Origin of the sequence: Candidatus Igneacidithiobacillus taiwanensis (genome assembly GCF_031962545.1) — a bacterium.
Lineage (GTDB): Bacteria > Pseudomonadota > Gammaproteobacteria > Acidithiobacillales > Acidithiobacillaceae > Igneacidithiobacillus > Igneacidithiobacillus taiwanensis.
Window position 1 is genome coordinate 1 of the sequence record NZ_JAVRKK010000034.1, and the last position, 20174, is coordinate 20174.

Here is a 20174-nt window from a genome sequence, read left to right on the forward strand (position 1 = left end):
TTTCGTCGCGGACTTCCTGATCGGTCATTTTCAGCTTCTCGTTATAGGTCCAGAGCTGAAAAGGCACATCAAAGGCCACGATCAACAAGGTGCTGGCGGCCATGAACAAAAAGAGCAGGCCGAGCATCGAAAAAAGATGATGGACGGCGGCCAGGGGGTCTTCGGCGATGAGCCCCAACAGGGCCCGGCGCTGAGCATAGACCAAGGTAATACCGATGCCGCCAATCACCACTGCTTTGAGCACCGCTTTGACGAGCTCGAGCAGGGCATGGCGCGATACCAAGCGCTGCAGACCCGTAAGGGGGTTGAGATGGCTAAAATCTGGCACCAGGGCCTTGCTGCTGAAATTCCATCCTCCCAAGGCCATGCCCGCGGCGAGCACCACCAGCATCAACAACAATAAAAACGGCAGCAGCCACTGCAGGGTATAGCCTGCCATTTGTACGAGATGCCGCAGCAGATCGCGCTGGTTGAGCATGGCAGCTGGCGACAGATGCAGCCCGGCATAAAGAAAATGCTGACTCTCGGCGCCAATACGTGTACCGAAAAGATACAGCACCCCGGCGGCAACCAGGAGAATGGCACTGGTAGAGAGCTCGCGAGAACGCGGAACCTGCCCCTTGCCGCGCGCCTCCTCGATGCGTTTGCCCGTCGGGGCGTGGGTGCGTTCCTGTCCGCTCTCTTCGGCCATGGCTTAGCCTCGGGCAGCCTGCAGCAAAAGGGTGTTGCTGAGCCGCAAAGACAACTGCAGCAAATGTTGCACCAGGAGCTCCATGGCAGGCATGACCAGCGCCAAGGCAACAAAGCCCACGGCAATCAGCAGGGGAAAACCAATAACGAACAGATTCAGCTGCGGCGCCAACTTACTCAGCACCGCCAAGGAGACGTTGATCAGCAGCAAGGCGCCAAGCACCGGCGCTGCAATCGCGAGCCCCAGGGCAAAAATCATCCCGCCGGCATTGGCCAAGCTCTGCCAAGCCGCGCCATGCAAAACCAGCTGGCTGCTCACCGGCAAAATGGTAAAGCTACGATCCAGCACTGCCAGGGTAAGCAGTTGGCCATTCAACGACAAAAACAAGAGCAAGACGATGAGGTTCAAAAAATTGGCGAGGGTGGGCACCTGCACCCCGGTGAGGGGATCAAAAAAAGTGCTGAAGCCCAGCCCCATCTGCAAGCTGATGACCGAACCAGCAAATTGCACCGCACTAAATATCAAGGTAACGGCAAAACCAAGAGCGGTGCCGATAAGGATCTGCTCGAGGAGCAGCAAGAGCCCGCCGCCGCTCAGAAAATCTACTGGCGGCATGACCGGCAGAGCCGGCGCCAAGGCCACGCTGATCACCACCGCCAGACCTACCCGTACTTGAATCGGAATTTGGGTGGCGCTGAACACCGGTGCCGTGCTCAAAAATGCCAGTATGCGCACGAAGGGCCAGAAAAAGGCGCCAATCCACTGCTCGATCTGCAGGCTACTGACGGTAATCATTGGTTGATCAGTTGCGGAATCTGTTGAAAGAGATGAGTGGTGTAGCTCATCATCAGCTGCAGCATCCAAGGGCCGGCAATCACCCCAACCAAAGCCAAGGCCAGCACCTTCGGCACAAAACTCAGGGTCATTTCGTTGATTTGCGTGGCGGCCTGAAAGATGCTGATGAGCACACCCACCACCAAGGCCACCCCCAACAGTGGTAAAGAAAGCCAAAGGGCCGTCCAGATCGCATGTTCGGCTACGGAGATAACGCTGCCCGGACTCATCTGCTCCTCCCTAATGAATGAAGCTCTGCACTAACGAACCGATAACCAGATCCCAACCATTGACGAGCACAAAAAGCATCAACTTGAAGGGGAAAGAGACCGTAACCGGTGACAACATCATCATGCCCAAGGACATCAACACCGCCGCCACTACCAGATCAATGATCACAAAGGGGATGAAGATAAGAAAACCAATTTGAAAACCCGTCTTCAATTCGGAAGTGATGAACGCCGGAATGAGCAGGTCCATGGGCGTATCGGCGGGGGCGCGCAACTGCGGGTGGCCCGATAGCTTCACGAACAGGGCAAGATCATCCGGTCGGGTTTGCGACAGCATAAAAGAGCGTAGGGGCACCTCGGAGCGCGCCATCGCCTGGGTCAGGTTGATTTGATTTTGGCTGAGGGGCTGCAAGGCCTCGGTGTTGATCTTTTGGAACACCGGCGCCATCACGAAAAAGGTAAGGAACAAGGCGAGACCCACCATGACCTGGGAAGGCGGCATCTGGGTTGAGCCCAAGGCCTGCTTGAGCAGGGAGAGGACGATGATGATGCGGGTAAAGGCCGTCATCATCAGCAAAATGGCCGGCAAAAAGACCAGCACCGAAAGGAATAGTAGGGTCTGGATACTGAGGCTGTAGTCCGTGCCACCGCCGGGGGCGGGGCTCGCGGTTACGCCGGGAAGACCGGCAGCGAAGCCAGGGCTACTTACAAGGAGGAGTCCCCCGCCGACGATCCCGGCGCGGAGGAGGAATCCCGCGCAGGCTCTGCTGCTTGCCGAAAATTCTGCCATGATCCGTTCTTGCGCCTCTCCATTGCCTGTCGCAGCCAGCCGGTAAAGGCCAAACTGCCCGAATCCAAAGGCAGCGGTTCGCTCAGGGTATGCAGTAGGGTAATTCCTGCTGGCGTCGCCCCAAGCAATAACTGCTGCTTGCCGACCTCCACTAGCAAGAGGCGTTCCCGCGCACCAAGAGGCAGGGAGGCAACGACCCGCATTGCCCCTCCAGCACCCGCGACCGAGCCAGGCTGAAGGCGCCGAAAGACCCAGATCAAGGCAAAAAACACCAATAACACAAGAAATAAGGAACCGATCAGGCGCAGAATGGCGCCCGTAGAGAAGACTGCCGGCGTGCTCTCAGCGGCGAGGCAAGAGACCGGCGCGAGGAGGAGTAGCAAGAAGGCGTGACGAATTCTTGACGGCGACAAGTCCTTGACGACGAAATTTGCCATTAGCGCAACTTCTTTGCCCGTTCGGCAGGGCTAACGATATCCGTCAAACGGATGCCAAACTTGTCATTCACCAAGACTACTTCGCCCTGGGCAATCAAATAGCCATTGACGAGCACATCCATGGGCTCCCCGGCCAAACGCTCCAACTCCACAACCGAACCCTGGGCCAGCTGCAGCAGGTTACGAATCTGAATATGCGTACGCCCGAGCTCCACCGATAGGGTTACCGGAATATCCAGAATCATCTCCAGATTGCCCGGTACCTCGCGCTTGCCGCTGTCTTCCAGGGGGGGCATGGGTAGCGGACGTGTATCGTTGGACGATGTCGGCTCCGCAGACTGCTTCGCCTCGCTAGCCCCCTGCTCCGCCATCGCCGCTGCCCAATCTGCCATTACCTCGTCGGTAGCCCCTGCGGCCGGCATATCTTTTTCGGTCTCGCTCATCTCGACTTCTCCCACGCCGCCATGGCGTTCAGCCCTTCTGCCGTCTCCGGCACCACTGGATGATCAAATTGAATGGCATATTTGTCATTATGCACACCATATTTACCGGCAAAAACCGGGACTCCCTCGACCCGCGCCACGAGGGCTTCCGGCATCTCGATGGGAATCACATCGCCGTCACGCAGTTGCAGAATCTGACCAACGGTCAATTGCTTTTGGACAAACTCCACCCGCAATTCCAGAGGCGCTTGCTGTATTTCCTCATTCAGCGATTGGATCCAGCGTTTATCGACCTCGGAACGATCCGCCATGGTGCCTGCCGTGAGCTGATCGCGCACCGGCTCGACCATTCCATAGGGTAGACAAATCTGCAAAGTACCCGACCCCGACTCCAATTCCAGCTGGAAATCGGTTGTGATGACCACCTCGGTGGGCGTGGCGATATTCACGAACTGCGGGTTGACCTCGGAGCGCTGTAGCTCCGCCTGCAATTCGATTACCGGCTTCCAGGCCGTTTGAAAATCGTTCAATGCCATCTTCAATAGCCGATTTATGATACGCATTTCCAAAGGGGTGAAATCACGACCCTCGATACGAGTATGAAAGCGCCCATCGCCGCCAAAATAATTATCGATCACCGCAAAGATCAAGCGCGGATCAAATACGAAGAGTGCGCTACCCCGTAGAGGCTTAAGCTGCACGATATTGATATTGCTGGGAACGATCAGGGAACGAATGAATTCGCTGTATTTGACCAACTTCACGCTACCAATCGAAATTTCGGCGCTGCGGCGCAGAAAATTGAACAAATTCACTCGCCATAATCGGGAGAAGCGCTCGTTGATCACTTCCAGCGTCGGCATCCGGCCGCGCACGATACGATCCTGATTGGCAAGATCGTAGGGGCGGACGTTGCCCTCCGCGACCTGTTCCGGTGGAGACAAATCGATATCGCCGCCGTCCATACCCTGGAAGAGGGCGTCGACTTCATCCTGGCTCAAGATTTGCTCGGCCATGCCGCGAGCCCCCTACACAAAAGTGCTCAGCAGCCCGCGATGGATTTGCCCGCTCGCGGCCGGTCGCAAGGACGAGATCTCCTCGATAACGCCCGGCGCATCGGCATCAGGATCCGCACTCTGGCGGCGATTGCTCGCCGACCCCGACCCCCCAGAGCCGACATTGCTTTGGGTCAGGTTCAAACCCAAGGCGGCAAAACTCTGCTGCAACTGCGGCAGGGCAGCACTGATTGCGGCGCGGACCTCGGGATGATCGGAGAGAAAGACTGCCGCCGCCTGCCCATTCTGGCTCACGTTCAATTGCACCACTAACTGACCCAAGTGTTGCGGATGGAGGTGGATCAGCGCTTGCTGCACTCCTCCCTGGGCCATCCATTGCACGCTTTGCCCAAGGGCATTGCCCCAGGCGGGTTGTTCTTGTACGGCCGGGGACAACTGCAATTGCGCGGTCGGAGCCGCAGGAGCGTTGGCACCGAGCGGCAGCATAGCACCCAAAATGGGGGTACCAGGTACTGCGTCGGCTCCCTTCGATTTGGGCGGTACGCCGCCACCCGGTACCGCTTGCTGCAATACCACGGAAAAGAGTGGCGCAGAGTCAGGATGGGGCGCCGCCGGTGCTGAGGGTATTGCATCCAGAACCAATACCCGGGCGCCGGTAACTACTTGTTCTGGCGCCGCGCCGGATGCTTTGCCGACGTAGCTCGCGTCTGCCACCGTTACCAGGCTCTTTGCCCGCGCCGCTGCGTCGGAGCGTTCCGGAAGTAGGTCTGTGGGAGAAGTAGACAGCGCAACGTTTGTCGGCCGCGTCGATTGCTGGGGTGTTGCGAGCATTGGCACAAAAGGCGCATTCCAGCCAGCAATTGGAGCTGCAGCGGTCGAGCCGTCGGCCGCTATCTTCTGTGGCTCGGATTTGGCGTCTTTAGATACGGCGGGCTCAGTCGGTTGTAGGGCGACACCCGTCGGCGGCGCCACTGATGACGCCCCGGATGCAACGACCATTTCCAACTCGGCAAAATCGCCCATTACTTCTCTAGGCGGTGGGGCAGGAACTTTTGGCGCGGCAGTAGAGTTTATCTGCTCCCTGGAGTTTGCCATGGGCTGCCCCCCCTCGAGGTTCTCGCGCTGCGGAGAACCAGACGACGTACATTCATTTCCAACGCGTATGACGGGAGGATTTTGCTCTGCGCTCCCTCCAACCATCTGCTGCGTCAATACCTCTCCAAAGCCTTGGCCACCCTTCGTCGCAGCCGGCTTGGCAGCATCGGAGCTCGACTCTATGGCTACTGGGGAGAGGGAACAGGAAACCACCGTCATACCAGGAACTCCAAAAAGCGTTTGTTGGTCTGCAAGCAAGAATCGCTCCGTCTAACGACTGCTGCGCAACTGCGTGGCGCGCAACGCCCAGGAATCCATTTCCTTTTGCATCTTTTGCAATTCTGCAAGCTGTCGCTGGTCGTCGAGGCGTTGCAGCAGGCGCGAAAATCCTTGCTCCTTCGCCTTTATCGCCTGCCACTGTTCTCGCACCAGCCGCAGGCGCTGTTCCTGTTCCCGAATCAGCTCGTCTTGCTGTACCAACAAGGCGGCTAACTGTTGCACGAAGGCGCGCCAGCGAATCGCCTCGGTACCGGCAATTCCCGCCCCTTCCCGAGCGGCAGATTCTTGCCGATATTGCTGCACATAGTCCTCTAACAGAGCGTATTTACCCCGCAGTTGTTGTACCAATTGCTGTTGGGCCAGCAGCGAACGGCGCAGATCCTGTTCCCGCATCCCCGCCATATCCTTCAGGTAGCGCAGCGTTCCTTCGCGACTCACGTGTCCGCCTCCTTGCCGGCGGCATCTTCCCCAAGGAGGGCAAAGAGCTCGGCCACCGCCGCCGTCACCGAGACCGCCTGGTGCTGGTCTTGGCGGAGGAATTCCTCGATCCGCGGGTAGAGCTGTACCGCCTGATCGAGGACGGGATCCATGCCCGGAGCGTAGGCACCTACGGCAATGAGATCGCGCTGCTCCCGGTAGCGGCTATACAGCCGTTTCAAGCGTTGCATGGCATGGATTTGCTGCGGCGGCCGAATGCTGGGCATGACGCGGCTGATGGAAGACTCGAGATCGATGGCAGGGTAGTGCCCCTGCTCGGCCAAGGCACGAGAGAGAACGATATGACCATCGAGAACGGCGCGGGCGCTATCAGCAATGGGATCCTGCTGATCGTCGCCTTCCATGAGAACGGTATAGAAGGCGGTAATGCTACCGCCTCCGGCAACGCCGTTACCGGTACGCTCCACCAGCGCCGGCAAGCGGGCAAAAACCGAGGGCGGATAGCCGCGCACCGCTGGCGGCTCGCCCACCGCCAGGGCAATCTCCCGTTGCGCCATGGCATAGCGGGTGAGAGAGTCCATGAGTAGCAATACATGCTGACCGCGATCGCGGTAATATTCGGCAATGGCCGTGCTTAGGTGGGCGCCGCGGATGCGGGTTAGGGCTGGGGCATCGGCAGGCGCTGCCACCACCACGGCGCGGCGACGCCCAGCCTCGCCAAGAATTTCGTCGATGAACTCCTTGACCTCGCGACCGCGCTCCCCAATCAGGCCAACGACGATGACATCTGCCTGGGTATTGCGAGCCATCATCCCCAACAAGACACTCTTACCAACGCCACTGCCGGCAAAGAGCCCCATGCGTGCGCCCCGACCAACGCTAAACAAGGCATTGATCGCGCGCACGCCCACATCCAAGGTTTCGCGAATCGGCGCCCGGTTGAGAGGATTGAAGGGTTTGCCAATCAGGGAGACCGGTTCGGCATCGGGAATGGGCCCCAAGCCATCCAGGGGTAGCCCCTGACCATCGACAATGCGCCCGAGCATATTTGGGCTGGCCACCCCTTGGGCCTCGCCGGCCAAGGGCTGGATGCGCGCGCCGGGGGCTACCCCGTGCAAATCACCAGCAGCCATGAGTTGTAGGCGCCCGTCCTGAAAACCCACGACTTCGGCGTCAACAAAACGACCATGGGCGGTCTTTACCTGGCAGCGCGTACCAACCCCGGCCGAGAATCCCTCGGCCTCCAACACTAAGCCAAGAATACGCAACAATCGCCCACTCGGTAGCAGGGGCAACAGCTTGGTCGGCAAGCGACGCTGCCAGCGCCGTAGCTGCTGCTCCCAAAGGCGAGGCGCCTGGGTATCCACGATTACCCCTCGAATCCGGAAAAGAGCTGCTCCATGACCTGCCGCCAGCGGCTCGCTAAGCGCAGATCGAGCTCCGTTGCCGCCGCATCCTGGCGTTCGCGCCAGCGGCGATCGGGGCGACTCAACTCCGGATCCATTCCCGCCTGCAGCACCAGCGAACCTCGCTCCAGGGTTTCATCGGCCTCCAGACGGACACCGGCAGCACCCAAATCGGGCAAACGTGCGGCAACCAAGTCCAGATCTTCGGGATGCAGACGCAACATTGGCGATGCGCTCAAGGTTGGCAGAGAGCGCAGGGCTTCTTGTACCAGAGGCAAGAGCAATTCCGGCCGCAAGCGCAACTCGTGGCGGATCACTTGCCGGGCTACTTCCAAGGCCAGGGCCAGCAGGGCCTGCTCTACCCCTTCATCCACCCGCTGCAAAGGCTCGCGCGCTGCCAGCAACAGGCTACGCAGAGCAGCAGCGTCCGCCTCGCCCAGGCGCATCGCCGCCTCCTCCCCCTGGCGCCGGCCCTCTTCCTCACCGCGCCGGAATCCCTCGGCGTAGCCGCGCTCCCGTGCCTCTTGCTCTACCCGAGCAACCAGATCCTGCAAGTCTTGGGCGGTGGGCGGACGTAGATCAGTGACCGCCAGTTCTTCTCCCGGCAGGTCTGTATTGGCTTCGACAGCCCCCTGCCGGGCCCCAATCACCTGCGGCATCTGCCAACGAAGCAGCTTTTCGATGGCCTCGCGCTGGATGATTTCTGCTTCGCTAGCAGGCATTTACAGCAAATCCTCGCCGCCAGCGCTGAGATTGATCTGCCCGGCGGCATCGAGGCGCTGGGCCACTTGGAGGATGGTCTTCTGTGCGGCCTCCACTTCGCTCACCCGCACCGGCCCCTTGGCTTCGAGATCGTCGCGCAACATCTCTGCCGCTCGTTTCGACATGTTGCTGAAGAACTTGTCGCGCAGCGGCGCCGGTGCCCCCTTCAGGGCGATAACCAAGCTATCCGAGGGCAATTCGCGCAAAAGCGTCTGCATACTGCGATCGTCGAGGCGCAAGAGGTCGTCAAAGACAAACATCTTTTCTTGCACCTTTTCGGCAAGTTCAGGATCGCTGGCACGAATTTGATCGATGATGTTGCTCGAGCGGCTGGTCTCCAAACGATTGAGGATTTCCGCCGCCGCCTTTGTCCCGCCCATGGTGGCTACTTGCAACGACTGAGAGTCTCCCGAAATCTGCTCTTCAAGAACTTCATTTAGCTCCGTTAGCGCACCGGGCTGGATGGTCTCGAGACTCGCCAAGCGCATCATCGCCTCGCCAACCGTACGCTCCGGCAGATGATGAATGACCTCGCTCGCCTGCTCCGGCTCCATATAGGCTAGGATCATCGCCAGCACCTGAGGATGCTCGAGTTTGATCAGATCAGCTACCGAGCGGGCGTCCATCCACTTCAGGTTTTCCAGGCCACTAGCGGAACCTCCATGCAAAATACGGTCGATGACGGAGCCGGCCTTGTCGCCTAGGGCTTTCGACAGCATGCCACGGATATACTGATCGCTGCCAATCCCCAAAGAAGTCTGGTGCTCGAGACGAGAACGGAAGTCCGATAGCACCATGCGCGCCTGATCGGTGCTGACGCGCGCCATCTTTGCCATTGCCGCGCCAAGCTTCTGCACCTCCCGTGGACCGAGATGGCGCATCACCTCCGCTGCCTCATCCTCACCCAGGCTGAGAAGAAGGATGGCGCTGCGCTCAATACCGCTGAGATCAGCTTCCGCGCTCACCGGCCAACCACTCCTTGACCACTTGTGCCGCCCGCGCCGGGTCCTGCATCACCAGTTGTCGCGCCACGTACAGGTCGGTCTGCAGCGGGTCGGCGGGTAAGCTCACCGCCTCGGGCCCCGCCTGCGCAGAGGCTTCACCTGAGCGCACCGTAGCCCCCCCCACTCCCGCCTCTTCCGCACCCACCGCGGCCATGGCCGGCGCACGCGTCTGCGCCCGCTGCTGTCGCTCCCGCAGCAAGCGCAGCAGCGGTTTGATCAGCCCAAGGAAGAGCAGGAAAGCAAGGAGAAGCAACGCGACGTAGCGCAGCACCCCGTGCGCCAGGCTCAGGAACCATGGCTGCTGCCACCATGGCAGGGACGCATTCACTTGGCTACTGGCAAAGGGCATTTGCACTACCTTGACCGAGTCACCGCGCTTGGCATCGTAGCCAATGGCTTCTTCCACCAACTGCTGCACCTGCTGAATCTGGTTCGGCGACAAAGCCGCAAACTGCTTGCCATTGCCGCCGGGGAGCGGCTTCTCATCGATGAGAACGGCCACCGAGACCCGCTTTACCGTACCAACGGGGTTGTCGACATGGGTGATGGTCTTGTCGACGTCGTAATTGATGGTGCTGTCGTGACTGCTTTGGGTCGGTGCCAAGCTCTTCAGGGTCGGCGCCAGGGCAATCAGAGCGGCCGGCGACAAGGTGGAAACAACCGGCGCCGTCAGCGGTGCTATTGCAATCCCAGGAGGCTGGTTAGAGAGCGCTCCGGGCACGCCGTAAGGCCCGCCTTCGCCGGTGCCGCTGGTGCTGCGCTCCTGTTGGCTCAACACCTGATTCTTGCCATAGGTGACCGAACTGCTTTCGCTTTTGGCAAAATCGACATCTGCCGCTACCGCTACGTGCACGCCATTACTGCCGACGATTGGCGAGATGATTGCCTTGATGCGTTTTTGATACTGCGCGTCGACCTGCTGCTGATAGGCCAATTGTGAAGGCTGCAAATCCGTAGGCTGACTCCCATTGCTGCTGAGGAGATCGCCGTGCTGATCGACCACGGTCACATTTTTATCTTCCAGACCCGGAACGCTCGCCGCCACGAGATGGATGATTCCCGCCACCTGGGCGGCAGAAAGTTGCCGGCCAGGGTAGAGAGAAACCATGACCGAGGCGGTGGGTTTTTCTTCTTGATCGAGGAAGACCGAGGGCTTGGGAATTGCCAAATGCACCCGGGCGTGCTCGACTTCCCCCAGGGAGGCGATGGTGCGCTGCAGCGAGCCCTCGAGGGCGCGCTGGTAATTGACATGCTCGACGAAGTCGCTGGTACCCATGGGTTCGTGGTCGAGGAGCTCAAAGCTCATGCCATCGCCATGCGGCAGCCCCGCGGCTGCCAGCTTCATGCGGGTGCTATAGACGATATCACTCGGTACCGTAATGACGGTGCCGCCATCGGTAATGCGAAAAGGCACATTGAGTTTTTGTAGCTCGGCAATGACCTGACCGCCATCCCGATCGGAAAGCCCTGCGTAGAGCACCTGATAATTGCCGGAGCCGTGCCATAGACTGGCAACCAGCAACACCGCCAGCAGTGCCGCCACAACAACGAGAAACGCAAAGCGGCGGTTTGCCGGCATCGAGCGCCAGCGATCCTGCCACTGCTGCAGGTCTAGGCGTGCCCGGAGTGGGCTGAGGACTTCATCAGCCATAGGACATCACCTCGATGCACTCAGGCAGAAATATTCATGATGTCCTGGTAGGCAGACACAAGCTTATTGCGCACCTGGAGCATGGTTTGAAAAGAAAGATCCGCCTTTTGCGAGGCTACCATCACCTGACTCAGGCTCACCTGCGGATCGCCACTGGCAAATTGATTCTGCAAGGTATTGGCGGTTTCCTGACGGGCATTGACGCCATCTACCATCTGCTTGAGGGTATTGGCAAAATCTCCAAGCCCACCCATTTCCGAGCCGTTGCTCTTCATTCCCTGGGCCTGCTGGGTTAGGGTCCGCAACTGACTGAGGAGGCTATCCAGCGACTCTACACTGCTCATGACGCAATCCTTCCTGAAAACGCTTTCCCATCACCATAGCAATATCTAGGCCATGCTATCCCAGATCAAAGCCAGCCTCCCGCAGGCGCTGCAACTTGTGCCGCAGGGTGCGCGCACTGATGCCCAATAACCGAGCCGCTGCTTCGCGCGCACCGCCGGTCTGCTGTAGGGCACTGGCAATCAACTCGCGTTCATATTGCCCCTTTTGCACGCCCAACGCCAAGTCTGCGGCGGATTTGGACGACGGGTTCATCGGTATCTCCTCTTCCAATAGCGCAATGGGCAAATCGAGATCTCCGGGCTGCAGTTCCTCCCCTTCCGCCAAAATCAGGGCGCGTTGCAGGGCATTCTGCAGCTCACGCACGTTGCCGGGCCATTCATGCGCGAGCAAAACCCGCGCCGCCATCGGCGACAACCGCCGCGGCCGTAGCCCGAGATTTTCTGCGGCAGCTTCGATCAGGTACTCGGCAAGAGGGATAATGTCTTCCCGACGCTCGCGCAGCGGCGGAATCAGCAAGGGAAACACCTGCAAACGATAAAAGAGGTCGGCGCGAAATTCTCCCGAACGCACCGCTGCTTCGAGGTCGCGATTGCTCGTAGCAAGCACACGAATATCCAAGCGAATCAGACGCTGTCCGCCAACTCGTTCCAGCTCCCGCTCCTGCAGCACCCGCAATAGCTTGGCTTGCAGAGGCAGAGGCATTTCCGTGACCTCATCTAAGAGCAAGGTGCCGCCCTGGGCCTGTTCAAATTTTCCGGCACTGGCTTGCGTCGCCCCGGTGAAGGCGCCTTTTTCGTGACCGAAGAGGGTAGCCTCGAGGAGGGATTCGGGAATGGCTGCACAGTTCACCGCGACAAAGGGCCCCTGGGCGCGCGGACTGTGACGGTGAATGTAGCGTGCCAGCACCTCCTTTCCTACCCCACTCTCCCCATGTAGGAGGACGGTGGCATCGCTCTGGGCGACCTTGCGGGCGCGCTCCAAGCACTGGCGCATGGCTGGCGCCTCGGCAATCAGTTCGGCACCATGCGCGCCGCGTTCGCGCAGATGCTTTTGTATCTTTTCCTCGAGACGCTCCAGGGCAAAGGGCTTGACGAGATAGTCGATAGCGCCACCTTGCAGGGCGCGCACTGCCTCTTCGATCGTTCCCCAAGCGGTCATCATCAATACGGGCGGCGCCTGCCGGCGCTCGCGCAAGGCTGCAAGGAGGCCATAGCCATCCAGCGGGTGCATCTGTACGTCACTCAGGATCAAGTCCGGCGCGAAGCGATCCAACTGCGCCAGCGCCGCCTCGCCATCACCGGCCAACGCCAGGGTATAGCCACGCTCGGTCAAGGCCTCTTGCAGCACCTCGGCAAAGTCTGGATCATCCTCTACCAGCAAAATCTTGGCGGCAATTTGGGATTTTTTGGGCATCTCTACTCCTCTCGACTGGCGAGGGGATCGGGTAGCTGCGCCGTGGGGATCTGCAATACGAAACAAGCCCCCGGCTGTGCATCTTCCACCCACAATTCTCCCCCCATACTAACGGCAAAGTTCTTGGCAATACTCAGGCCAAGTCCGGTGCCGTCGCGCCGAGTGCTGACGAAGGGCTGAAAAATCCGCTCGCGTTGCGCTTCCGGGACCCCCGGACCAAAGTCGCGAACGCGCAGGGTCCAATACCCTGAGGCTGCCACGCCCTGGACTTGCACAACGCTGGCCGCAGGAGCAAACGCCAGAGCATTCTGTAACAGATTGCTCAGCACACTGATCCAAACATCCGCCGTTCCCGTCAAAATCCAGTCGCCTTGCCCAAGATCCATCTGTAGTTCGACATTTTTTTGACGATAGAGGGGAACAAAGATCCGCTCCAGTCCCATGGCGATCTCTCCCAAGCTAACACCGCCCTCCTCCGGCAGCCTCCCACGGAGATACTGCAGCATAGCGTCGATAATGCCCTGCAGATGGCGTAGGCGATCCAAAGCCCGATCTTGTTGCCGTTGGAAATGATCGCGGTCACGTCCCGGCTGCAACTGCCCGACAGCGAGCAGGGCAGTTGCCAAGGGCGTGCGCAGCTGGTGGGCCAGGGCCGCCATGGTCTCGCCCAAGGCCGCCAAACGCTCGCGGCGCTGGCTTGCCGCCTCCCGCTCGCGCACCTCTGTCACATCCTGCAAGAGCAAGATCTTGCCCCCATCCCCCGCCAGGGTGGTAACGGCTATCGCCAAACGGCGGCGTCCCGAAGCGCTAGCCACCACCCCTTCTGCCCCACCGGCCTGAATCTCGAGACCGGACCGATGCGGCCAAGTCCAGTCTCGTTCCGTGGTATGGAGCAAGCGCTCCGCCGCCGGATTCATCTGCTGAACCCGCCCCTGCGGATCGAGGAGCAACACCGCCCCCGGCAACATTTCCAATAGCAAGGAGAGGCGCTGGCTCAGCGCTTCTCGCGCCTGCAATTCCTCGCGCAGTCGCTGATTGGCAGCGGCCAGTTCCCCGCTCAGGCGATGCACCTCGGCCTGCAGGGTACCGTAGGCCTCGCTCAGCTCGCGTGACGCATCATTGAAGAGCGCAAAGGCCTCGAGGAGCTGCGCAGCATCCGGTACGTTGGTGGGGCCGGTCACGGTCATCCCCGTCCGGGCTGAATGGCATACTTGCGTAATTTTTCGACCAGGGTGGTGCGCCGCAGGCCGAGACGCTCCGCAGCCCGAGCCACCACGTGATCACAGATCTCCAGAGCCTGCAGGATGAGGTGACGCTCGATCTCCTCGAGATATTCCTTGAGGTCAAAGGGACCATCGGGCAGGGTCGGCGCGGCAGAAACCGCCATCGAGAGGGAAACATCTTCCTCTGGCACTCCCGACCACACCGCTCGCAGGGCATCGGATTCCGTCTCTAGGACCTCCCGCCCTCGGCGCATATGTAGAGGGAGATCGTCCAATTGCACCTCTTCGCCGGCGCGCAAAATGCTCAACCGTTCAACCAGATTTTGCAGCTCGCGCACATTGCCTGGCCAAGGATGCTCTAGGAACAGCTGTCGCGCCGCGGCAGAGAGGGTAAAGGGCGCAAAGCCATCCTTGGCCCGTTCCACAAGAAAATGCTCTAAAAGCAAAAAGACATCATCGCCACGCTGACGCAGAGGGGGCAATTCGACCGGAAAAACGTTGAGGCGGTAGTAGAGATCTTCACGAAACAAGCCCTCGCGAATCCGCTCTTCCAGATTGCGATGGGTAGCCGCGATGATGCGCACGTTTGCCTCCCGCGGCTTGCTGCCCCCTACCCGCTCGTACTGATGCTCCTAAAACACCCGCAGCAGCTTAACCTGCATCGACGCGGTCATTTCCGCCACTTCGTCGAGAAAAAGCGTTCCGCCTTCCGCGAGTTCAAAGCGCCCCTTGCGCGTCAGCAATGCACCCGTAAAGGAACCCTTCTCGTGGCCAAAGAGCTCACTTTCCATCAATTCCGGCGGAATCGCACCGCAATTGAGCGCCACGAATGGTCCGCGCGCGCGCGTGGAATGCTGGTGCAGGCACTGGGCAACCACCTCTTTGCCCGTGCCCGACTCCCCCAGAATCAAAACCGTGGTATCAGTAGCGGCCACCTTGCCGAGTAGCCGGGTAACGTTGCGTAGAATCTCGCTGTGCCCCACCAAGCCGCAGCTTTCTCGCGACAGAGAGCGACGATCCCGAAAATCCTGTGCGATGGTATTCTCGACTACGCTGTCCATCCACTTCCTCGTGTTTTGCCTCTTGCTTCTGCTTCCCGCAGACGCGCTATTGCTCGACGATGATGGCGGAAGATTAGTCGATCCAGCATTTCCTGCACGCCGGCACTGAGAGTGAAACGCAGTATCCAGGATGGCGCTCGATCGCCAGAAGCAATCACCTCTACCTCTTGCCCTGGCAGGAGCAAAGGCAAGGCGAGGTGTGTCTGCAAATACAAGGCGGCACAAGGATAGCCAGCAAACGCAGGGTCCGCCGCGGAGTGGACCTGCAGCGCGTCAGTGCGCAGCTCACAAAAATTGCGCGGTGGCAGAGTGGAACGAGCGAGGATATCGGCGCTTAGTAGGGTAAGGAGGAGATCGATCTTGGTCTGCAAATGCCGCTGTCCAGAGCGCTCTCCCTCGTCGGCTATCAAGGCCTCTTCTTCCCAAGTCGAAAGCGCGCGCAACAACACCAGATTGTTGCGCATCAATGCGGAAAATTCTTCTTTCTCACCCGACCAGGAGCGCATCTCTACGGGCAGATGAGCGCCAAGGACTACCCCAGCTTGCAGCATATTCTCTCTCCGAGTTTGGGAGAGAGGATAGAGCCTCAAGCGCGATCGAGCAAACCCCGCCAAGCATCGCGCAGGTCTTCCAAGACCGGGCGACATGCCGCCAGCGCTTCGAGATCGTCAAAAATATTCGCAGTAGCAAGTTTTTCTAGAACGAAACGGTAAAGATTTTGCAGATTGACGGCGATTTCTCCGCCGCGCTCCAGATCCACACTCGCTAGCAGATGTGCCGTCAACTGATAGGCTTTGTCCATTGCTTCCGCCTTGGCGCCAATCTGTTGCGCGCGGATGGCCAACTCTGCCCGTCGCAGATATTCCAGTATCCCTTCGAGGCCAAGCAGAACCAGGCGATCCGTCGAAACTCCCTGTTGGCCTACCTGCCGGTATGCCTGCACTGCACTCATTGCCGCTGCCATGTTTTCGGGCTCCTTTAACCGGCGGAAGAACTGCTACTAGAGGAAGACGAACTCGATCCCGCAGCGTAGAAGGCATTGAGATACTGGCCCGTCGATTGCAGGCTCGCCAATTGCGCCTGCATGGCAGCAAACTGCTGGGTCAACAGGGCGGTTTGATTACTGGCCGACTGTTGCAGTGTGGCAATCTGGGCGTTGAGCCCGTTGATGGTCGAATTGATGCCATTCTGCGCTGCGCTGATAAAGCCATTCTGCGAATTCAAGGCCTGATTGAGCAGACTATTCATCTGTTGATACAAGCCCTGACTCAAAGACACCGTACCCAAATTGCCCGTACTGGTGCCCAAAATCTTCAGCTGCAAACCGAGGGCATTGCCCGGCCCGGTCACCGTCATATTCTGGCCAACGCCGCTCGTGGCCTGACCATTGACGGTACCCATCACGTCCGTGCCCGAAGCTGCCAGGGTGCGGGTCCCGATTCCGGTACCGCCGCTGGCGACGTCGGAAGACACCGTAAACGCCTGCGCCGAGCCATATTGGGTCGACTGCAGTTGCAAAATGCCATTATCGTTGCTTGCCGTGATACCGGTCATGCCGCTTTGCTGCAAGGTGGCATTGATGGTATTCACTACTGCCGCCAGACTGCTGCCGGCGCTCAAGCCGACGACGACAGTCTGCGAGCCCGAGGCAAAGGTCAGGCTCTCGCTCTGCGCGAGCCCACCACTCGGAAAGGCCGAAGCGGCGGTAATGGTCGCCCGGCTCGCCGCCTGGGAAATATTCACGGCATATACCCCAGCCTGGGTCGATCCGCTCGCCCCCACGTATTGCACACTGCTGTTGCTGCTTTGGCCGGCCTGCCCAAAAAGACCCACAACATCCTGATAATCGGCACTCAGCGCCGTCTGCAAGGTACTAGCATTGAGCGAGATGGTACCGCTACTGCTGAGGCCCAAGCCCACGGAACCCAAAGAGTTATAGCTCGCCCCCGAAGACAGACCAACGCCCGGATTGGAAATTAGATTGAGGAGTTGGGTACGCAGACCATTGACCGCCGCATTACCCAAGAGCGGCCCTCCGGAACCCGCTTGGGCATTATAGGCCGTCAGTTGGTTGATGGTGGTCATGGTCTTGTTGAAAGCGCTCACGAAACTCTGCACCGTGGTCACGAAAGCGCTATTGTTTGCACTGACTTGTAGGGTGGTGCTGCCACTACTCGCCTGTAAGAGATTCAGGGTGACGCCGGGAATAGCGCCAGAGATGGTGTTACTGCTGCTGGTGACGGCTAACCCGTTGATACTCAATGAAGCATTCTGCGCCGCCTGACTCAAACTCATGCCACCCGAACTGCCTGAGCTATAACTCAAACTTCCCAGGCTTCCAGTAGCGCCGCTGACCGCCACGGTAAACGACTGATCGACGCCGGTTTGTGTTCCCGTCAAGGTCAGACGATAGCCACTGCCATCGTAAATGACACCCGCTGTCACTCCCACGTTGGCCTGGTTGATGGCTTGCGCGATGCCATCCAGACTATCGTTGTCGCTATTGATGACGACATTCTGCACGGCACCGCTACCAACCTGAATCTGCAACGTGCCGGTGCCCAGGCCACTACTGGTATTGGCGAAGCTTTGCGAATACACACTTTGCGCCTGCGCCAAAACTATATTGCTCAGGTTGTAGCTACCTGGTTGCGCATTGGCGCTCGCGGTAGCCGTTGCCAAGGAGCCATTGGTCACCGTCGCCGTGCGATTGTTGGTGCTGCCAATGTTCTGCAATGAAGCCAAAGCCGACTGCAGACTCGACAGGCTACTCTGCAGAGTACCCCAAGCGCTCAACGTAGTCTGCTGGGTACTCTCCTGGTTTTGCAGCAACGTGATGGGCGCCTGGTAAGCGGCACTCAAATTGGTAATCAAGCTCTGCACATCAATACCGCTGACCAGACCGGAAAGGGATGCCGCCATTGCTTTCTCCTACGCTTTGTTCTGCAATAACAAGCCCACGGGGTTCTCGGAATTTGCCGCCTTGGCGACTTGACTCGCGGGCAAATAATAAGAAAAAAATACCTGTTTGGTTACTTTATCGCTCAACTGAATCAACACTTGATTAGGATGCCCACCATTGGGATCCAAGCCGGCCTCCAGCAAATAGGAAGGGTGGGCCTCGGCGATTTTGTCCTGCAATTTATGAATGGAATTTTGCAAATCCTGATGCTTGGTTGCCTCGGCAGAATTTGCCTTGGCAGCTTGTCCATTTTCACCCTTCGCCACACCCAAGGATGTGGGTAGAGTGACAGAGTCCCTACCGATAGGGCCGATTTGCGTGCGCACAGATGCACTATCCATGACTACACCTCATTTTCGTGACCCTCCCGGGCGCCCCCGGGAGGTTGAGTCTTTCACGTTACGGCAGAAGCTTGAGGTAACTCTGCTGTAGAGCGTTTTCCTGCGCCAAGGTAGAGATATCCGCCTGCTGCAGGATCTGGTACTTAGTCAGCTGCGAAGTCGCCTGCGCGATATTCGCATCCTGCACCACCGACTGTGCCGACTGCAGATTGGTTGCCGTCGTTTGGGCGTTGGTTACCGAAGCCTGGATACGATTCTGGATGGCACCGAGTGCTCCATTCTGCTGGTTCAGATAATTGATCGCCTGATCCAGGATACTGATGGCTCGCTGGGCCCCGGCTGCCGTAGTGATGTTAATATTTGCGACTGCCGAGCCGGTCAAAGATGCCGCACCAGAGCTGTAACCGATATTGCCGCCACCGCTCAACGAGTACGAGCTAGACGACTGAAACTGCACAACCCCCTGGAAAAGCGCCGTACCCGAGCCAGTTCCAGACGAGAGCGTGCCAATCGTATTCCCGCCCGAACCCAACGCACCGAGAGAACCCGTGCCTGTAAAGCCGGAGACCAGAATGTTGTTGCCATTAGAGTTCGTCAATACCAACTCGGTCTGACCGTTAACGACTTGCGTAGAAGCCGAGGTGCCGGTAACGGCAGCCTGATTGTTGATCGCGGTAACCAAAGAGCTGAGGTCGGGCTGACCGTTACTGCCAGTCGTCACATCCGCCGAAATGTTGACCGTGTTCGACGGATTTCCGCTGGTGCCATTACTGAGGGTAAAGCTAAAAGTCCCTCCGGTTACTGCAAAAGAAACACTGGTGTAGGCTTGCGCACTGACTCCCGTCTGTGCGGTGACGGCATTGACCGAGGCAGCAATATTAGCAGCAGATTCTCCATTGGAGGTGACATTCACCGCCGCCGTACCCACCGAACCGGCAATGTCAAACGTCCCAGAGGTGAAGTTACCGCTACCGGTGGAGTAAGTGAAGGCGCCGCCCGGGGCATAGCCACCCTGCACATACGCCCCACTGGTATTATAAATTGCTCCCGAAGTAGCGGCAGTATAGTTCCCCATCGCGTTGGTTTGCGTATTGCCCACCGCCACATTGATGATCTGATTGCTGTTGGCACCGACCTGGAAGGCAGCACCAGCAAAGGTACCATCCAAAATATTCTGCCCGTTGAACTGGGTCTGGGTCGCGATGGTCTGGATTTGCGCCAGGAGTTGGCTCACCACACCCTGCAGAGCCTGCCGATCGGACGTAGTGTTGGAGGCATTTGCCGCCTGCACTGCTGTCGTACGAATCTGCTGCAAGATGCTCGTTTGGTTCTGAATTGCCCCAGTTGCCGTCTGCACCAGCGATACGCCCTGGTTGCCGTTCGAGATGGCCTGATTCAACCCGTTGATTTGCGTCTGAAAACGCTGGGCAATGGCGTAGCCAGCGGGATTATCCTGGGGGCCATTGATGCTCTTGCCCGTCGACAACTGCTGCAGATAAGTATTGAGATTTCCCTGGGTGCCGTTGAGGGCATTGAGGGTGTTCAACGCCGAGGTATTCGTGTTGATGATACCGGAAATAGCCATGATACTGCTCCTTTCTTAGGGTGAATTTGGCGTCCGTGCCAACGTGAGATCCTTCCCACAACTCCCTTAACGACACCCCGTAAAGAAACTTGAATCCCCATTGCGCTGATCCACATCGTTACCAAAACCATGCAGCATCACTCCCGCGATGCTCCCCGCATCTGCTGT

The 20174-nt window shown here is 58.8% G+C and carries 22 protein-coding genes and 1 pseudogene; all 23 read right to left on the reverse strand.

Annotated elements, in window-relative coordinates; translation table 11 throughout:
- A partial coding sequence (locus RTI30_RS06605) for an EscU/YscU/HrcU family type III secretion system export apparatus switch protein (RefSeq protein ID WP_312283507.1) occupies positions 1 to 691 on the reverse strand: 691 nt, incomplete at its 3' end.
- A gap of 3 nt (positions 692 to 694) precedes the next feature.
- Complete coding sequence (gene fliR / locus RTI30_RS06610; protein ID WP_312262654.1) at positions 695 to 1486, reverse strand: flagellar biosynthetic protein FliR; 792 nt, start codon at positions 1484 to 1486, stop codon at positions 695 to 697.
- Positions 1483 to 1755 carry a flagellar biosynthesis protein FliQ gene (fliQ, locus tag RTI30_RS06615; protein WP_312262655.1) on the reverse strand — a complete coding sequence of 91 codons (273 nt, stop codon included), beginning with the start codon at positions 1753 to 1755 and terminating at the stop codon, positions 1483 to 1485. The genes fliR and fliQ overlap by 4 nt, the downstream gene beginning before the upstream one ends.
- Before the next feature lie 10 nt (positions 1756 to 1765).
- Positions 1766 to 2545, reverse strand: coding sequence for a flagellar type III secretion system pore protein FliP (gene fliP / locus RTI30_RS06620; protein ID WP_312262656.1), 780 nt, complete (start codon positions 2543 to 2545; stop codon positions 1766 to 1768).
- On the reverse strand, positions 2461 to 2982 hold the full coding sequence (fliO, locus tag RTI30_RS06625) for a flagellar biosynthetic protein FliO (RefSeq protein WP_312262657.1): 522 nt from the start codon (positions 2980 to 2982) through the stop codon (positions 2461 to 2463). Before fliO ends, fliP begins: the two co-directional genes overlap by 85 nt.
- The gene (gene fliN / locus RTI30_RS06630) at positions 2982 to 3425 is read right to left on the reverse strand and encodes a flagellar motor switch protein FliN (RefSeq protein ID WP_312262658.1); all 444 of its coding nucleotides are present in this window, start codon (positions 3423 to 3425) and stop codon (positions 2982 to 2984) included. The genes fliO and fliN overlap by 1 nt, the downstream gene beginning before the upstream one ends.
- Positions 3422 to 4441: a flagellar motor switch protein FliM gene (fliM, locus tag RTI30_RS06635; protein ID WP_312262659.1), complete on the reverse strand. Its 1020-nt coding sequence runs from the start codon at positions 4439 to 4441 to the stop codon at positions 3422 to 3424. Before fliM ends, fliN begins: the two co-directional genes overlap by 4 nt.
- A gap of 12 nt (positions 4442 to 4453) precedes the next feature.
- Positions 4454 to 5464 carry a flagellar hook-length control protein FliK gene (locus RTI30_RS06640; RefSeq protein WP_312283508.1) on the reverse strand — a complete coding sequence of 337 codons (1011 nt, stop codon included), beginning with the start codon at positions 5462 to 5464 and terminating at the stop codon, positions 4454 to 4456.
- Positions 5465 to 5806: 342 nt separating this feature from the next.
- Complete coding sequence (locus tag RTI30_RS06645) at positions 5807 to 6253, reverse strand: flagellar FliJ family protein (protein WP_312262661.1); 447 nt, start codon at positions 6251 to 6253, stop codon at positions 5807 to 5809.
- Complete coding sequence (locus RTI30_RS06650) at positions 6250 to 7620, reverse strand: FliI/YscN family ATPase (RefSeq protein ID WP_312262662.1); 1371 nt, start codon at positions 7618 to 7620, stop codon at positions 6250 to 6252. Before RTI30_RS06650 ends, RTI30_RS06645 begins: the two co-directional genes overlap by 4 nt.
- A gap of 2 nt (positions 7621 to 7622) precedes the next feature.
- Positions 7623 to 8381, reverse strand: a complete 759-nt coding sequence (locus RTI30_RS06655) for a FliH/SctL family protein (RefSeq protein WP_312262663.1) — start codon at positions 8379 to 8381, stop codon at positions 7623 to 7625.
- Entirely contained in the window at positions 8382 to 9386 is a 1005-nt protein-coding gene (gene fliG / locus RTI30_RS06660) for a flagellar motor switch protein FliG (RefSeq protein ID WP_312262664.1), read from the reverse strand.
- On the reverse strand, positions 9370 to 11076 hold the full coding sequence (gene fliF / locus RTI30_RS06665; RefSeq protein WP_312262665.1) for a flagellar basal-body MS-ring/collar protein FliF: 1707 nt from the start codon (positions 11074 to 11076) through the stop codon (positions 9370 to 9372). The genes fliG and fliF overlap by 17 nt, the downstream gene beginning before the upstream one ends.
- A gap of 20 nt (positions 11077 to 11096) precedes the next feature.
- Positions 11097 to 11420: a flagellar hook-basal body complex protein FliE gene (gene fliE, locus RTI30_RS06670; protein WP_312262666.1), complete on the reverse strand. Its 324-nt coding sequence runs from the start codon at positions 11418 to 11420 to the stop codon at positions 11097 to 11099.
- 55 nt (positions 11421 to 11475) lie between these two features.
- The gene (locus RTI30_RS06675) at positions 11476 to 12834 is read right to left on the reverse strand and encodes a sigma-54 dependent transcriptional regulator (RefSeq protein ID WP_312262667.1); all 1359 of its coding nucleotides are present in this window, start codon (positions 12832 to 12834) and stop codon (positions 11476 to 11478) included.
- A 2-nt stretch (positions 12835 to 12836) separates the two neighbouring features.
- Complete coding sequence (locus RTI30_RS06680) at positions 12837 to 14021, reverse strand: PAS domain-containing sensor histidine kinase (protein WP_312262668.1); 1185 nt, start codon at positions 14019 to 14021, stop codon at positions 12837 to 12839.
- The gene (locus RTI30_RS06685) at positions 14018 to 14311 is read right to left on the reverse strand and encodes a helix-turn-helix domain-containing protein (RefSeq protein WP_312262674.1); all 294 of its coding nucleotides are present in this window, start codon (positions 14309 to 14311) and stop codon (positions 14018 to 14020) included. Before RTI30_RS06685 ends, RTI30_RS06680 begins: the two co-directional genes overlap by 4 nt.
- A 243-nt stretch (positions 14312 to 14554) precedes the next feature.
- Positions 14555 to 15118: pseudogene (locus RTI30_RS06690) on the reverse strand (sigma-54 factor interaction domain-containing protein); the annotation flags it as partial.
- Positions 15106 to 15669, reverse strand: coding sequence for a PilZ domain-containing protein (locus tag RTI30_RS06695; protein ID WP_312262669.1), 564 nt, complete (start codon positions 15667 to 15669; stop codon positions 15106 to 15108). The pseudogene RTI30_RS06690 and the gene RTI30_RS06695, both read right to left, overlap by 13 nt.
- Before the next feature lie 35 nt (positions 15670 to 15704).
- Complete coding sequence (gene fliS / locus RTI30_RS06700) at positions 15705 to 16082, reverse strand: flagellar export chaperone FliS (RefSeq protein WP_312262670.1); 378 nt, start codon at positions 16080 to 16082, stop codon at positions 15705 to 15707.
- Positions 16083 to 16096: 14 nt separating this feature from the next.
- On the reverse strand, positions 16097 to 18040 hold the full coding sequence (fliD, locus tag RTI30_RS06705; protein WP_312262671.1) for a flagellar filament capping protein FliD: 1944 nt from the start codon (positions 18038 to 18040) through the stop codon (positions 16097 to 16099).
- A 9-nt stretch (positions 18041 to 18049) separates the two neighbouring features.
- The gene (locus RTI30_RS06710; protein WP_312262672.1) at positions 18050 to 18406 is read right to left on the reverse strand and encodes a hypothetical protein; all 357 of its coding nucleotides are present in this window, start codon (positions 18404 to 18406) and stop codon (positions 18050 to 18052) included.
- Between the two features lie 73 nt (positions 18407 to 18479).
- On the reverse strand, positions 18480 to 20006 hold the full coding sequence (locus RTI30_RS06715) for a flagellin (protein WP_312262673.1): 1527 nt from the start codon (positions 20004 to 20006) through the stop codon (positions 18480 to 18482).
- Positions 20007 to 20174 lie beyond the last annotated feature (168 nt).

What these genes read in the sequence shown, in the direction of transcription:
- fliE (WP_312262666.1), bottom strand. Translation starts at nt 11,420, where the DNA reads ATGAGCAGTGTAGAGTCGCTGGATAGCCTCCTCAGTCAGTTGCGGACC.
- RTI30_RS06715 (WP_312262673.1), bottom strand. Translation starts at nt 20,006, where the DNA reads ATGGCTATTTCCGGTATCATCAACACGAATACCTCGGCGTTGAACACC.
- fliM (WP_312262659.1), bottom strand. Translation starts at nt 4,441, where the DNA reads ATGGCCGAGCAAATCTTGAGCCAGGATGAAGTCGACGCCCTCTTCCAG.
- RTI30_RS06685 (WP_312262674.1), bottom strand. Translation starts at nt 14,311, where the DNA reads ATGCGCCGAGGGCGGGAGGTCCTAGAGACGGAATCCGATGCCCTGCGA.
- RTI30_RS06680 (WP_312262668.1), bottom strand. Translation starts at nt 14,021, where the DNA reads ATGACCGTGACCGGCCCCACCAACGTACCGGATGCTGCGCAGCTCCTC.
- RTI30_RS06655 (WP_312262663.1), bottom strand. Translation starts at nt 8,381, where the DNA reads ATGCCTGCTAGCGAAGCAGAAATCATCCAGCGCGAGGCCATCGAAAAG.
- fliQ (WP_312262655.1), bottom strand. Translation starts at nt 1,755, where the DNA reads ATGAGTCCGGGCAGCGTTATCTCCGTAGCCGAACATGCGATCTGGACG.
- fliD (WP_312262671.1), bottom strand. Translation starts at nt 18,040, where the DNA reads ATGGCGGCATCCCTTTCCGGTCTGGTCAGCGGTATTGATGTGCAGAGC.
- fliF (WP_312262665.1), bottom strand. Translation starts at nt 11,076, where the DNA reads ATGGCTGATGAAGTCCTCAGCCCACTCCGGGCACGCCTAGACCTGCAG.
- fliO (WP_312262657.1), bottom strand. Translation starts at nt 2,982, where the DNA reads ATGGCAAATTTCGTCGTCAAGGACTTGTCGCCGTCAAGAATTCGTCAC.
- fliP (WP_312262656.1), bottom strand. Translation starts at nt 2,545, where the DNA reads ATGGCAGAATTTTCGGCAAGCAGCAGAGCCTGCGCGGGATTCCTCCTC.
- RTI30_RS06695 (WP_312262669.1), bottom strand. Translation starts at nt 15,669, where the DNA reads ATGCTGCAAGCTGGGGTAGTCCTTGGCGCTCATCTGCCCGTAGAGATG.
- fliS (WP_312262670.1), bottom strand. Translation starts at nt 16,082, where the DNA reads ATGGCAGCGGCAATGAGTGCAGTGCAGGCATACCGGCAGGTAGGCCAA.
- RTI30_RS06675 (WP_312262667.1), bottom strand. Translation starts at nt 12,834, where the DNA reads ATGCCCAAAAAATCCCAAATTGCCGCCAAGATTTTGCTGGTAGAGGAT.
- RTI30_RS06640 (WP_312283508.1), bottom strand. Translation starts at nt 5,464, where the DNA reads ATGGGCGATTTTGCCGAGTTGGAAATGGTCGTTGCATCCGGGGCGTCA.
- fliN (WP_312262658.1), bottom strand. Translation starts at nt 3,425, where the DNA reads ATGAGCGAGACCGAAAAAGATATGCCGGCCGCAGGGGCTACCGACGAG.
- fliR (WP_312262654.1), bottom strand. Translation starts at nt 1,486, where the DNA reads ATGATTACCGTCAGTAGCCTGCAGATCGAGCAGTGGATTGGCGCCTTT.